This window comes from Emticicia sp. (assembly GCF_049241225.1).
Classification (GTDB): Bacteria; Bacteroidota; Bacteroidia; order Cytophagales; family Spirosomataceae; genus Emticicia.
In genome coordinates this window covers 1-14,639 of sequence record NZ_JBMLRC010000477.1, presented here as the reverse complement: position 1 = coordinate 14,639, position 14,639 = coordinate 1, and the positions used below count along the sequence as shown (strand labels likewise).

General features: G+C 37.2%; 8 protein-coding genes. 4 read left to right on the top strand and 4 right to left on the bottom strand.

Features of this window, described 5'->3' with window-relative positions:
- On the top strand, positions 1-2,466 hold a 2,466-nt coding region (locus tag ACOVO2_RS25140; protein ID WP_421772622.1), incomplete at its 5' end, for a YCF48-related protein.
- A gap of 40 nt (positions 2,467-2,506) precedes the next feature.
- Here the strand turns inward: ACOVO2_RS25140 and topA are convergent.
- Entirely contained in the window at positions 2,507-4,975 is a 2,469-nt protein-coding gene (topA, locus tag ACOVO2_RS25135) for a type I DNA topoisomerase (protein ID WP_421772621.1), read from the bottom strand.
- Positions 4,976-5,202: 227 nt separating this feature from the next.
- Here topA and ACOVO2_RS25130 point away from each other — a divergent pair, with 227 nt between their 5' ends.
- The 3 genes from ACOVO2_RS25130 to ACOVO2_RS25120 all read left to right on the top strand — a co-directional run bounded on the left by ACOVO2_RS25130 (position 5,203) and on the right by ACOVO2_RS25120 (position 10,732).
- Positions 5,203-7,446: a M4 family metallopeptidase gene (locus tag ACOVO2_RS25130; protein ID WP_421772620.1), complete on the top strand. Its 2,244-nt coding sequence runs from the start codon at positions 5,203-5,205 to the stop codon at positions 7,444-7,446.
- A gap of 260 nt (positions 7,447-7,706) precedes the next feature.
- Positions 7,707-9,977, top strand: a complete 2,271-nt coding sequence (locus ACOVO2_RS25125) for an aconitate hydratase (RefSeq protein ID WP_421772619.1) — start codon at positions 7,707-7,709, stop codon at positions 9,975-9,977.
- Between the two features lie 161 nt (positions 9,978-10,138).
- Positions 10,139-10,732, top strand: a complete 594-nt coding sequence (locus tag ACOVO2_RS25120) for a hypothetical protein (RefSeq protein WP_421772618.1) — start codon at positions 10,139-10,141, stop codon at positions 10,730-10,732.
- An 81-nt stretch (positions 10,733-10,813) separates the two neighbouring features.
- On the opposite strand, the gene ACOVO2_RS25115 is transcribed toward ACOVO2_RS25120, so the two are convergent.
- The 3 genes from ACOVO2_RS25115 to ACOVO2_RS25105 form a co-directional block, all read right to left on the bottom strand.
- The gene (locus ACOVO2_RS25115; protein ID WP_421772617.1) at positions 10,814-11,836 is read right to left on the bottom strand and encodes a sialidase family protein; all 1,023 of its coding nucleotides are present in this window, start codon (positions 11,834-11,836) and stop codon (positions 10,814-10,816) included.
- Between the two features lie 19 nt (positions 11,837-11,855).
- Complete coding sequence (locus ACOVO2_RS25110; RefSeq protein ID WP_421772616.1) at positions 11,856-13,292, bottom strand: alpha-L-fucosidase; 1,437 nt, start codon at positions 13,290-13,292, stop codon at positions 11,856-11,858.
- 149 nt (positions 13,293-13,441) lie between these two features.
- Positions 13,442-14,638, bottom strand: a complete 1,197-nt coding sequence (locus ACOVO2_RS25105) for a hypothetical protein (protein ID WP_421772615.1) — start codon at positions 14,636-14,638, stop codon at positions 13,442-13,444.
- Position 14,639 lies beyond the last annotated feature (1 nt).

Genomic DNA, 14,639 nt, shown 5'->3' with positions numbered 1-14,639 from the left:
GTTGGGGACTATGACATCCAGCCTTACATAGAAGGTGAAAGAAAGTGGGAATTAAAAGAAAATGATGTTTTAGATAATACACTCTTTGCAGCAGCAATGGCTGACAAAAATACAGGAATTGCTGTCGGAAAATATGGCTCAATGGTGATTACTCGTGACGGTGGAAAAACTTGGGAACAAAGAAGCTTTACAGATTTTTACTTCTCCGATATTCAATTTGTTGATGAAAATAACGGATTTCTTCTCGGAAATAAAAACTCACGACCATACATACTTAAAACAATAGACAAAGGTGTAACTTGGCAAGTTATTGATGTAAACTTCCCTTATCAGGGTTTTGAGGATTTATATTTTATTGATGGCCAAACTGGATGGATAGCTGGGTCAGGAAAAAGTATACTTAAAACGACAGATGGAGGATTTAATTGGTTTGTTCAAGCCATGGATTTTGGAAGTGGAATAAACTTTAACTCCATTTTCTTTGCAAATACACAAAATGGCTGGGCTGTTGGTAATAATGGTTACGTATATTTAACATCAGATGGAGGGAATAATTGGTTTGAAAGAAGGGCGGATACCTTCAGATCACTAAGAGCGGTTTATTTTGTTAATCAACACAAAGGTTTCGTTGTGGGTGAGGGTGGCGAGGTATTTAGTTCTGTTGATGGAGGAAACTCTTGGAGTGAAGTTACCGAAATAACCGATAAGTTAACCACTTTGTACACCAGAATCCAATTTGTTGATGAATTGAACGGGTTTATTTTTGGGGGTTCAATAATATTGTACACCAATGACGGTGGCATTACTTGGGGGAAAAGATATACATCCATCGGTGGTGCACACAAAATGGGGGCATATCTGCTTGATTCACAACATGGGATTATTTCTGGTGGCGGAGGGGCAGTAGCATTAACTCATAACGGTACTTTAAGTTGGATTGAAAAGAATGTAAATGTATTAGACTTTAAAGGTGTCAAATTTGTTGACAAATTCAATGGATGGGCTTTCAGTGAAAAAAATTATGCAAAAACTATAGATGGTGGTAAAACTTGGACATATCATAGTCTTAATAATAACGAGACTATTGTCCGATGGTTTTTCTTAAACAAAAATATAGGCTGGCTGATAACTGCTGGAAAAAGTGTATTCAAAACCATTGATGGTGGTCTATCATGGACTCAAATGTCTTTTAATGTCAATCTTGGAAACTCTTTTTTTAGTGGTATTTTCTTTTTTGATGAAAATAATGGATGGATTGTAGGAACATTTAATTTGGCTTTAAAAACTACAGATGGAGGTCAGACTTGGACTTCGGTAAATAATATATCTTATGAGCAAAATTCCTTTCAGGATATTTATTTTGCATCGCGAAATAAAGGATGGATTACTCAATCTCAAGGAGTAATATATGTTACAAACGATGGTGGTAGAACATGGCAAAAGCAACAGTTAGAAACTACATATGATATTACAAAGATTTTTTTTATTAATGTAGACGTAGGATGGATTTGTGCCAAAGGTGATTTTTTCAGAACAGAAGATGGCGGACAAACTTGGTATAAAAGTAATTTTTGGATAAATTATTTAACTTCAGTTCACTTTAGTGATACTCAAAATGGGTGGGCCTTAATAGGTGGTTTCTTAAATTATAGTACTGATGGTGGACGTAGTTGGCAAGAAATTAAAAGTTTAAATATAAGCACAGATTTAAGTTTTCTTGATGAGAATGAAATATTGGTAGTTGGCTGGAATAAGCAGATACTAACTTATGGTATTGAAAAAAAATATCTTTGCCCTTCCAATGTGATTTCTATTAAAAATGCACCAATACCACCGATAATTAGTTCTTTTAGTACAGTTATTTGTAGTGGTAAAGACTTAAAGATTTCTTCAAATAACTGCAGTGGTAGTATAATATGGAACAATGGAAGTACAGGAGAGCAACTACACGTTACTAATGCAGGAACTTATTCAGCAAAATGTGTAGATTATGGTTGTGAAAGTATCAGTAGTAATGCAATTGTAATCGTAGAAGAATTAAATTGTCAACCAATCGAACTTATTCCATCGGTTGTTTACGCTTGCCCAAATGAAAATATTGTACTTTCAGTAATGGGCTGCCCCAATAATGATGTAACATGGTCAAATAGCATGACTGGTTCTTCAATTAGTATTCAAGTAAATGCTTCGATTGTTATTGATGCTTACTGCAGAAGTGGAGGCAATATTTCAGTTCCAGTTACCGTTGCATCAAGAAACTTAGAGATTACCAATGATATTCAAAAGGGTGTTCATAGTATAGGAGCTATCGAAACACTGATAACACGAAAAAAAATTCTATCAATAGAAGGTTTTGATACTCAACCAAAAGTGAGTTTTTGGAGCGGGAAATCAATATTATTAGAGCCAGGATTTGAAGTCAAGCAAACAGCAAGGTTTACTGCTCAGATAAAGAGTTGTGATTAAATAAAAAGCGGTTGGAAATTTTATTTCCAACCGCTTGATATCAACCATTTGCCAATTTCAAGCAATCTTCTAAAGTTAGCGTTGCTGGGTCAGTTCCTTTCGGAATTTTAACATTACGCTTTCCTGCTTTGATATAAGGGCCGTATTGGCCATTAAGTACCTGAATCGTTTTATTTTCTTCAAATTCCTTAATAATTTTATTACTTTCGGCTGCTTTTTTAGCTTTTATGATTTCAATTGCCCCTTCGATTGTAAGTGTAGAAGGGTCGGTTTTTTTATCAATATTATAGTATTTATCTCCGTGTTTTACGTACGGTCCAAATCTACCTTTGCCGATATTTACTGCCAAACCTTCATAAATACCTAAATCTTTAGGTTGTGATAAATCATTGCTATTTCGCTGAATACCAATCAATTCGATGGCTTTTTCTTGGTCGATTTTATATGGGTCTTCTGATTTATCAATATTATAAAATTTATCATTATGCTTAATATAAGGCCCAAACTTGCCAATCGAAACAATAATTGGCTGGTCTTCAAAGAAACCTACTTCACGAGGGAGTTTTGGTAAATCGAATAATGCCAAGCCTTCTTCGAGTGTAATAGTATCAATCAACTGACCTTTTTGAAGGCTTACAAAAACAGGCTTTTCGTCATCGTCTTTTTCGCCAATCTGAACATAAGGCCCAAATTTACCGATTTTAACACTTACTTTTTTGCCAGTTTTTGGGTCGATTCCCAGTTCACGAGTACCAGCTGTTGATTTTACATCAGAAGCTTGCTCAATTTTACTATGGAAATCTTTGTAGAAACTCGCAATTATATTTTGCCATTGTGCTTTGCCATCGGCAACAATATCGAAGTCTTTTTCGACTTTTGCAGTAAAATTATAGTCAATTACGGCATCAAAATTATCAACCAAAAAGTCATTTACTACCATTCCGACGTTTGTTGGAAATAATTTGGCTTTTTCTGTGCCATAGTTCTCCTTTCCAACTCTTTCCGAAATCGTATTTTCTTTGAGAGTAAATTCCTTAAATTCTCTTTCTTTACCAGGTCGGTCTTCTTTTACAACATAATTTCGTTTGATAATCGTAGAAATCGTAGGAGCGTACGTTGATGGACGACCAATGCCCATTTCTTCGAGTTTTTTTACCAAACTTGCCTCGGTATATCTTGCTGGTGGTTTTGAAAAACGCTCTGTTGCTTTCATCAAAGCAAGGTCGAGAATCTGACCGATGCTCAATGGTGGCAACATTCCTTTGTTTTCTTCGTCTTCGTCGTCATTCGATTCGAGATAAACTTTTAAGAAACCATCAAATTTGATTACCTCACCAGTTGCCACGAGCTCTTCGTTAGTGGTTGAAATGCCAATCGTTGCAATCGTACGTTCTAATTCCGCATCAGCCATTTGTGAGGCAATCGAGCGTTTCCAAATCAAATCATACAAACGTTGCTCATTTCTATCTCCATCAACTTTTTCAGTACCAAAATCGGTCGGACGAATCGCTTCGTGAGCTTCTTGAGCCGATTCGCTCTTGGTTTTGTATTTGCGAGTTTTCACATATTTTTCTCCGTAAGCATTCTCTATTTGCGTTTTTGCCTTCTCGATTGCCTCATCAGAGAGATTAGTCGAGTCAGTACGCATGTAGGATATTTTACCAGCTTCGTAGAGTTTTTGTGCTACTGTCATGGTCTGTAATACCGAGAAACCCAGTTTACGAGAAGCCTCTTGCTGCAAAGTTGAGGTAGTGAACGGAGCCGCAGGAGATTTTTTTGCTGGTTTTACTTCAAGATTCTTGATGGTAAAGATAGCTCCAAGGCATTTTTCTAAAAAAGCCTTAGCGTCCGCTTCTTTTTCAAAGTTTTTGCCGAGTTCAGCATTTAAAACTTTTCCTTTTTCAACGATAAATTGAGCAACAACTTTAAACGATGATTTTGAATCGTGGGCATCAATTTCACGCTCACGGTCAACGATTACTCGCACCGCTACCGACTGAACACGTCCAGCCGAAAGGTTGGTGCGTTCGCCCGTACGGATTTTTTGCCATAAAACTGGCGATAATTCAAAACCTACGAGTCGATCGAGTACACGGCGAGCTTGTTGAGCATTCACCAAGTCCATGTTTATTGTGCGTGGATTTTGGATTGCCGAAGTGATAGCTTTTTTTGTAATCTCTCGAAAAACGATTCTTGGGGTTGAGTCTGTCAAACCCAACGCCTCTTTTAAGTGCCAAGAAATGGCTTCTCCTTCACGGTCATCATCGGTTGCAAGCCAGACCGTTTCCGATTCTTTTGCCAATTTCTTTAATTCACTTATCACCTTTGTTTTATCGGATGATACTATATAATTAGGTAAAAACTGATTTTTTACATCAATTCCTAATTCTTTATCAGGTAAATCTCTTACGTGACCAAAACTTGACTTCACGGTAAAATCTTTGCCAAGATAACCCTCAATGGTCTTGGCTTTGGCAGGGGACTCAACTATTACTAAATTTTTCGACATCTATCCTGATTTTGATAATTATGACCCAAATATAAGCCTTGATTCATAAAACAACTATTTTCTGTAAAAAATTGCCAAAAAAATATCTTTTTCTTAATGATACCTCTTGATAATATTTTGCATTTGCAACAAAATTATTTAGCTCATAAATTTTGTTTGTGCATTTATTTTTCATTGCTTTAGGATAATTTTTATCCTCATTATCAATTATTTAAATATCTATTTTTATGAGAAAAATTTACTCATTGGGAATTCTTTTAAGTGGAATTTCATTTTTTGCTTTGGCACAAAACGATGCCAAAAAAGAAAGTCGTGACTCTGATAATGATACACCTACCTTTGTTGAGTTCAGAGAAGATAGCAAAAAAGACGAAACCAATGCTAAGCAGGCTATCAAAAATTATTTAAAGGCAAGTATTAACCATGATTTTAAAGCCGAAAAATCCGAAAAAGATAATTTAGGCTTTACACACACGAAGCATCAACAGTATTTTAAAGGAATTAAAGTTGAGTTTGGAACGTATGTGACGCACGCACGCAATGGGTTTATTGAAACCATGAGTGGAGACTATAAGAAAGTTGATGATGATTTTGATACGAAAGCGGCTATTTCCGAGTCTTCTGCTTTGGCAAATGCTCTCAAATCGGTTGGAGCTACTGAATATATGTGGCAAACAGAAGATGCTGCCGAATATTATGGAAAAGTTAAAGGTAAATACGCTCCAACGGGTGAATTGGTAATCATTGAAAACTTTCAAGGATTAACAAAAGCTGACAAAATTAAGCCACGCTTGGCTTGGAAGTTTGATATTTATGCAACCAAACCGCTCAGTCGTGCAAACGTATACATAGATGCGAAAAACGGAGAGTGGATTTTTAGCGACGCAATAATTCATCATGCGGCGGCACCTGGTACAGTTGCCACTCGCTATTCAGGTACTCAATCATCGACAACTGATAGTTTTACGGGTGGTTTCCGTTTGAGAGATGTAAGTCGTGGCTTGGGTGTCGAAACTTATAACATGCGAAAAGGTACGAGCTATAATCGTGCAGTTGATTTTACTGATGCAAATAATCAGTGGATTGAATATGCCAATACTAATAAAGATAATGCTGCTCTTGATGCACATTTGGGAGCTCAAAATACCTATGACTATTTTAAGAACGTCCATAATCGCAATAGCTATAATAATGCCGGTGCCAAAATCAGAAGCTACATACATTATTCGACCAATTATGTGAATGCGTTTTGGGATGGAACTCGCATGACCTACGGCGATGGTAATGGTACAACCTTCGATCCACTAACGTCACAAGATGTTTGTGCTCATGAATTAGGCCACGCTGTGTGTTCAAGTTCGGCTAATTTAGTTTATCAAAAAGAATCAGGAGCATTAAATGAAGCATTGAGTGATATTTGGGGAGCTTGCGTAGAATATTATAAGTTTCCCACAAAAGGTACTTGGAAAGTTGGAGAAGACTTTGATATTGCAAATCGACAAGGGTTTAGAAATATGCAAAATCCTAATCAGTTCAATGACCCTGATACGTATGGCGGTTCATTTTGGATAAACCCTAACTGCACGCCATCTTCTACCAATGATTACTGTGGTGTTCATACCAACAGTGGAGTGTTGAATTTCTGGTTTTATTTATTAGTAACTGGCGGAACAGGCACAAACGACATCGGAAATGTATATAATGTAACAGGTATCGGAATCTTAGATGCTGCCAAAATCACGTATCGCATGGAAACTGTGTATATGACATCAAGTACAAACTATGCTGGTGCAAGAACAGGTGCGATTCAAGCCGCAATTGATTTATTCGGTGCTGGTTCTACACAAGTGATAGCAACTACGAATGCTTTTTATGCAGTGGGAGTGGGTGCTGCTTACCCAACTCCAGCATTGCGTTTGGCTGCACCGACCAACTTACAAAATATTGATGTGACCGAAAACTCATTCAACGGAACTTGGGAAACTGTTAAAGGGGCTAACGAATACGAAGTTGAAGTGTGGAAAGATGGAACTTGGGAAAGCTATTTGAAAACACCTTCAAACTTTGCAAGTATTGAGAATCTCTCAAAAGGACAAACTTTTGCTTGGAGAGTAATTGCTAAAAATACCAAGGGAGAAACAGGCGAGAGTATTTCAAAACAAGTTGAGTTGCTCTCGGAGGCGGTTGCTAAAGAGGAAGGGATTTTATCAATGAGTACATATCCAAATCCGAGTAAAGAGTCGGTACGATTAATGTATAAATCGAAAACTGATTCTGAACTAATGGTGCAAGTAACTGACATGATGGGGCGTACTTATATACGTAAAGCATCAAGTATACAGGCAGGAGAAAACGAATTGCAGTATAATATTCAAGACCTACCGAAAGGCAATTACGTGATAAAAGCCATTCAATATTCTGAAAATTCAATACCGAAACAATTTTCAAAAGTTTTAGTAATTGAAGAATAAAATGCCCGAATTTTATCTGTTTTCAGATTAGATTTTCATTAGAAAGGCCCTCAAAAAGTGAGGGCCTTCTTGTTTTTGATTAAAATTGGGCTTTTTTTGATAAATTTTTAAGATAATCGTCGCCAAAGGTTGTATTTGCATTGCTTCTATTCTATTTTTGCAAGAAATCATTCCTGTAATTAAGCATAGTTTTGTACTTTTGTTCATCTCATAATTACATCGAATTTCGGTAACTATAAAATCTTAAATTATTTTAACTAATGGCAGTTTTTGACTTAGATATGATTAAGAGCGTTTACGCTCGAATGCCAGAAAGAGTAGCCGCTGCACGTAAGGCAGTTGGTCGTCCGCTTACTTTGGCCGAAAAAATTCTTTATTCGCACTTGTGGGAAGGTTCGCCGACAAAAGCTTACAACCGTGGAGCTGATTACGTAGATTTTGCTCCTGACCGTGTAGCTATGCAAGATGCAACTGCTCAAATGGCATTATTACAATTTATGTCGGCGGGTCGTCCGAAAGTAGCTGTGCCTTCAACGGTACACTGCGACCACTTGATTCAAGCAAAAGTGGGTGCGACTGACGATTTAAAAATTGCTACCGAAAAAAACAAAGAAGTTTATGATTTCTTAGCTTCTGTTTCAAATAAATATGGTATTGGTTTCTGGAAAGCAGGGGCTGGTATTATTCACCAAGTAGTGATCGAAAACTACGCCTTCCCAGGTGGTATGATGATCGGTACTGACTCTCACACACCGAATGCAGGTGGTTTGGGTATGGTAGCGATTGGTGTTGGTGGTGCTGATGCTTGCGACGTTATGGCAGGCTTGGCTTGGGAATTGAAAATGCCAAAATTGATCGGTGTTAAACTAACAGGTAAATTAAAAGGGTGGGCTTCTGCAAAAGACGTTATCTTGGAGGTTGCTGGCCGTTTAACTGTAAAAGGTGGTACTGGTTATATCGTTGAATATATCGGTAAAGGTGCTGATAGCTTATCGGCAACTGGTAAAGGTACTATCTGTAATATGGGTGCTGAAATCGGTGCTACTACTTCATTGTTTGGTTATGACCGCAAAATGGCTGCTTACTTAAAAGCAACTGGTCGTGCAAGAGTAGCTTCTTTAGCAAATGGTATCAAAGATTTGTTACGCCCTGACCAAGAGTGTATCGATAATCCGGAAGCATACTATGACCAAGTAATCGAAATCAATCTTTCGAGATTGGAACCAAGAATCAACGGTCCTTTCACGCCAGATTTGGCTTGGCCTTTATCGAAATTTGCGAAAGCAGTTATCAAAAATAAATGGCCACAAAAATTAGATGTGGGTCTTATCGGTTCGTGTACAAACTCTTCTTACGAAGATATGACACGTGCTGCTTCAATCGCATCGCAAGCAGCTGCTAAAAACGTAAAAGCGAAAGCAGAATTCACAATCACTCCAGGTTCTGAATTAGTACGTTTCACAGCAGAGCGTGATGGTATCTTAGCTAAATTTGATGCAATCGGTGGTGTGGTTTTAGCCAACGCTTGTGGACCATGTATCGGTCAATGGGCAAGACACGGTGCTGAAAAAGGTGAGCGTAACTCAATCATCACTTCATTCAACCGTAACTTTGCGAAACGTGCTGATGGTAACCCAAATACTCACGCATTTGTGGCTTCACCAGAAATCGTAACAGCTTTTGCCATCGCGGGTGATTTAACTTTCAACCCTGTAAAAGATACATTGACTAACGAAAATGGCGAACAAGTGAAACTTGAGAACCCATTTGGCGTTGAATTGCCTCCAATGGGCTTCGATGTGAAAGATGCTGGTTACCAAAAACCTAAGAAAGATGGTAGCAAAGTAAAAGTGGCGGTAAGTCCAAAATCTGACCGTTTGCAATTACTCGACCCATTCAAACCTTGGGAAGGAACAGACCTATCAGGCTTGAAATTATTGATTAAAGCAAAAGGAAAATGTACAACTGACCATATTTCAATGGCTGGCCCGTGGTTGAAATACCGTGGACACCTTGACAATATCTCGAATAACCTTTTGATTGGTGCCATTAACTTCGTGAATGATAAAGCAAACACAGTTAAAAACCAATTGACAGGTGTGTATGGTGAAGTTCCTGCTGTACAACGTGCGTACAAAGCTGCCGGAGTAGGTACAATCGTTGTAGGTGACGAAAACTACGGTGAAGGTTCATCTCGTGAACACGCTGCTATGGAGCCTCGTCATTTAGGTGTTCGTGCTATTATTGTTCGTTCGTTTGCTCGTATCCACGAAACAAACTTGAAAAAACAAGGTATGTTGGCATTGACATTTGCAAACCCAGCAGATTACGATAAAATCAAAGAAGATGATACTTTTGCAATCACTGGTTTGACAACTTTCTCAGAAGGTGTGCCATTGACTTTGGTAATTACACACAAAGATGGTTCGTCGGAAGAAATTAAATTGAATCATACTTACAATGCAAGTCAAATTGAGTGGTTTAAAGCTGGTTCGGCATTAAATTTGATTGCTGCGGAAGTTAACAAATAATTATTTAAGGTGATATTGAGCGTCTGACGTAATAATATTCGCCAGAAATGATAAAGTTGCAAAAATGCTCCACACGAAATCGTGGGGCATTTTTTGTTTATGTCGCTATTAATTGAGTTATTTACAGCCCTTATACTAATCACTAAAATACCTATTATCAAATGAGGAATTTTCAAACAATTACTGCCATTTTACTCGTTTTTTCTTTGTTGTTTATCTCAAATCATAGCAATTCGGCAACTCCAAAGACTAATAAAACATTTGTTGATGATGGAATAAATGAGTTTGGCATTTTAAGAGGAGTGGAGGATTCGGGCTATCCTTTGGCTACACTACATATTGAGTTTCCTGAGCGTAAATTCTCAGAATACTTTACAATAAATCTTGAAGAAGTAAAAAATGTAAATATGGGGATTTTGCAGAAATGGAAAGGCAAATATGTAGCATTTACTTATAATAGCGATTTGACTAATGCCTTAATCGATTTACAAATCAACGGAAAATCTGCTATACATACAGAACCAATGCAGTTTAGTGATAATGTGCAGATTGTTGTAGGTGTATTGAGAGGAGCTGGAAAAGTAACCGAAAGTGATTTGCCAAGCACAATTTCTATTACAACTACCGATAACCAAAAACTATTATTCGATTATTACGTAACCCCTGAAATAGTAAAAATCAATGGTCGAAAAGTAATGGCTTATTATGAAGAAGTAGTATCGAATACGATTACGAAGATTAAGGTTAGTAAATAATTTGGTAGTTAATACGAAAACGTCGGCAAGGCTCAAAGCCTTGCCGACGTTAAATCCAAGAATAAGCAAATAAAATTGTTTTTATTTCACCTTAAAAACCACATTTTTAATTAGTTTTCTGTCAAAAGTATAGGTGATATTTACTAAACCATCGGAAGATTGAATAATGGCTGGATAGCTGAACTCTCCTTTTGCTTGATTCTCAAGTGTATAAATATCTGTCCAATTAATGCCATCGGTCGAATGTGCCAATTTTAATACATTTCTACCATTTGACCATTGCTTTCCTGATGGAAGTGGGTTGTAAACCAATAAGAATGAACCATCTTTTAACGTAACGGCATCAATACCCGAATTTGGATTGGGTAAATTTATTGGTGTGAGTTTTCCCCAAGTTTTTCCATTATCCGACGACCACGACTGAATAATTTTGTTTTGACGGCTACGCAATAACATTTGCAATCTTCCATCTTTATGAATCAATACCGAAGGTTGAATTACACCATATTCACCACATTCAATCGGAATTTTTTGCCAATTTTCTCCATTCGCATCCGAAATTTCGACGTGTGTGTGCCAAACTTTGCTATCAACGCTTTCTGTGCTTGATGGATGTAAAATATCTCCATTTTTTAGTTGAATACTTTTATTTTTAATTGGTCCCAAAATATCATTGGGTAGGCGAGTTGGGGCTGACCAAGTTTTGCCTTCATCCAATGAAGTCTTCATCATTCCCCACCATTCTCTTGGATTGATGCCAACTTTGTAGAATAAAAATAATTTTCCCGATGGGTTTTTGAACAAAACAGGATTCCAACAGGCATATTGAGTACCTTCATAGATGCCATCAGCCACTTTAACGGGTTTGCTCCAGTTTTCTTTAGTTTTTGTCGAAACCCAAATACACACTTTGGGGTGGTTTTCGTGTTCTCCAGCAAACCAAGCTGCCATGTATTTGCCGCCAGAAAGCTCTACAATAGTTGAGGCATGACAAGATTTTTCTTCGGGGTTTACATCAATGAATCCTTCTTTAACTAATGTTACTTGTGAAAAACAATTAAATGCCAATAGAAAGATAATGGTAAATAGATGGATGGTTTTCATAGATAGGGTTGAATAGACTTTATTTCTCGAATCTGAGAGCTAAAGCTGGTGATGAATGATATTTTTCGGTAATTTCTTTCGGTAAATATACCAAAACTTTTTCACCTTTCTTTTCCCACTTCAACGAAATATCTTCTCCCAACAGTGTTATTTTGCTGCCAGATTTTGGGATATTTTTTGTCCAAGAAATGCTTGTACTCGGAGCTGAACCTTCATTTATTTTCACTAAAGCATACAAATTATTTCCTTTCCCTTTCGTAAAGTAAATATCATTCTCATTAAAATGGTCGGTTGCACGGGTACCGTAAATTGCCTCTCCGTTTTTATCTAACCATTTACCAATTTCGTTCAATCTTTCTACTTGTGCATCAAGAAATGTTCCTTCTGCGGTTGGGCCAACCCCTAATAACAGACTTCCGCCTTTGGCTACCACTTCAATTAAAGTGTGAATTACTTTTGATGCCGTTTTGAAATTATCGTTTGGCACGTAGCCCCAAGCACCACCAAGTGTGATACAGCTTTCCCACGGAGTATCTGATTTGGTCTTCGGAATCGTCTGCTCAGGTGTTCGATAGTTTTCGTACGGCCCATGAACTGTTCTATCAACAATCAATAAACCTGGTTGATTTTTGCGTGCCATGGTGGCTATTTTCGGCATATCAATTTCTTGACTGAATGGCGGAATAGGTGCTCCCCACGAACGAACTTCATCATTTACGGTATTTAACGGACGTACCCAGCCTCCATCTAACCACAAAATATCTACGCTTCCGTAGTTTGAGGTAAGTTCGTTGATTTGATTGTAGGTAAATTCTTTGTATTTATTCCAACGCCACGGATTTTTGCGAATATCGTAGTTTACGTTTCGGTCTGGCGTAGCGTATCTGTCCCACCAGTAATACTGCGTATGCCAGTCGGGTTTTGAAAAGTATGCTCCAATCATGAAATTTTCTTTACGGAAGGCATCAAAAACATATTTGGCAACATCAGCACGTGGATTATTGGCAAAAGGGCCATTACTGATTTTGAAATCACTGTATTTGGTATCAAACATATTGAAGCCGTCGTGGTGTTTGGTCGTAAAAACCAAATATTTCATACCCGCACTTTTGGCTGCTTTTGCCCAAGATTCGGGGTCGAACTTGGTCGGATTAAAATCTTTACTGAGTCCCCAGTACCATTTTTTATAATCATCATATCTACTCATGGAGTCTCTTGTAATCCAATCTTCATTACAAATCGACCAAGACTCGATGATGCCTGGCACCGCATAAAGCCCCCAATGGATAATCATTCCAAATTTGAGGTCACGCCAGTTTTCGAGTTTTTGACGAACTTCTGGTTCTTTCGGATATTGGTAAAGCGATGAAGTTGGGTGAATGGTATTTTGTGCAAAACCACTGTTAACTATTAAAGAAAAAATGAGTACGGCAGATAAAGTTATTTTATATTTCATTTTGAAGGATTAATTTATTTCGAGTAAAAATAAAATATTTTAATAATAATGAATTAATAAGAGATTAATTCGCAGAAAATAAAAAAAGTCAATACCATATTTTTGAAATTTAGGTATTGACTTTCAATTATTTAGTAATTATCAATAAATTAATCTTCAAAAAAAGCACAACTGCCGCCTACCCAATCAAAGTTTTTATTGAAGTTTACACCAATCATTTCCCCACGACTTAAACGAGCCAGATTTGTAACAAGTTTTGGGCGGGGAGCATTATCTTCCCATGTAAACAACATTCTGATTTCAGTCTTTATCAAATTCCCTTCTTTATCTTCGATAATTGGTTCGTATTTAACTTTTCGCTGAATCAAATAATTTTCCTTATCAGCAATTGCTTCCAATTCTTCTTTCGTAAAATTAAGTTTTACACCACTTCCTGCGAATGAAAATAATGGTTTTAGAACATAATTTTCTAAGTCGGTGGGGTATTCTTTCAAATCTGATAAAAAATAACTTGGCGGTACAAATGCACTTTTGAGCAAAGGCAAAGTGAATTTACTGATACGGAAGAACCAATTTGGGTGAGTAACCCATTTGACATCCACATCATCAGTCATTTTGAAATTAGTCTCTAAATCGGGAAAGTTCTGTAATAAATCATCAAAAATCAGTCGATTATAAATGCGTTTGATTTCAATGGTTTTTCCATTCTTTTCATAAAAAAGTTGTCGGCCAACTTTTTTAATTTTGGTTAAACAAACGGGTTCGATTCCCCAAAGTTGTCGAGTAATTTCAAAATCTAAGCGTGTTTTTTGCTGTTCGGGGTAAATTTCGAGCAAAATTACATTTTCAGCATTTTCGTCGCCCAATAAAACTTTTTTCATTTCATCGACGTACGACGCCATCGAAAGACGATTGAAATATTGACTAAAGCCTTTTGGGTCGATAAAAAACTTCCGGTATTTCTGCCCCAAATACCATTGATAACCAAAAAGCGAAGGAAATCCTTGTAGCTCAATGAGTTGCGGAATCAACTCGCCATTTTGGTCTTTGCAAACTGCAAAGTCAATTGCCAAAAAACTTGGGTGAGCATCTTCATTTGGCACATGCTGATTGGCAGGAATTGCACGATTAGTTTTTTCCTTAAAATCGGGCTTCAGTAAGACCTCAATAATATCATTACAAGCCTGTAATAGCTTGATTTTTAGTTCTTTCGGAACAAAAACAGGGGTTTCGGCAACTCTAAAATCAAGCTGATTAGGGAAATCTTTATGAATTTCCGCAATCATTGCTTCATATTTTTCTGTCGTGAAACTTTCGTTGAATTGTTGTCTGATTGCTGGTATCATA

Excerpts from the sequence above, each read along its gene's own strand:
- topA (WP_421772621.1), bottom strand. The coding sequence starts at position 4,975 with ATGTCGAAAAATTTAGTAATAGTTGAGTCCCCTGCCAAAGCCAAGACC.
- ACOVO2_RS25130 (WP_421772620.1), top strand. The coding sequence starts at position 5,203 with ATGAGAAAAATTTACTCATTGGGAATTCTTTTAAGTGGAATTTCATTT.
- ACOVO2_RS25125 (WP_421772619.1), top strand. The coding sequence starts at position 7,707 with ATGGCAGTTTTTGACTTAGATATGATTAAGAGCGTTTACGCTCGAATG.
- ACOVO2_RS25120 (WP_421772618.1), top strand. The coding sequence starts at position 10,139 with ATGAGGAATTTTCAAACAATTACTGCCATTTTACTCGTTTTTTCTTTG.
- ACOVO2_RS25115 (WP_421772617.1), bottom strand. The coding sequence starts at position 11,836 with ATGAAAACCATCCATCTATTTACCATTATCTTTCTATTGGCATTTAAT.
- ACOVO2_RS25110 (WP_421772616.1), bottom strand. The coding sequence starts at position 13,292 with ATGAAATATAAAATAACTTTATCTGCCGTACTCATTTTTTCTTTAATA.
- ACOVO2_RS25105 (WP_421772615.1), bottom strand. The coding sequence starts at position 14,638 with ATGATACCAGCAATCAGACAACAATTCAACGAAAGTTTCACGACAGAA.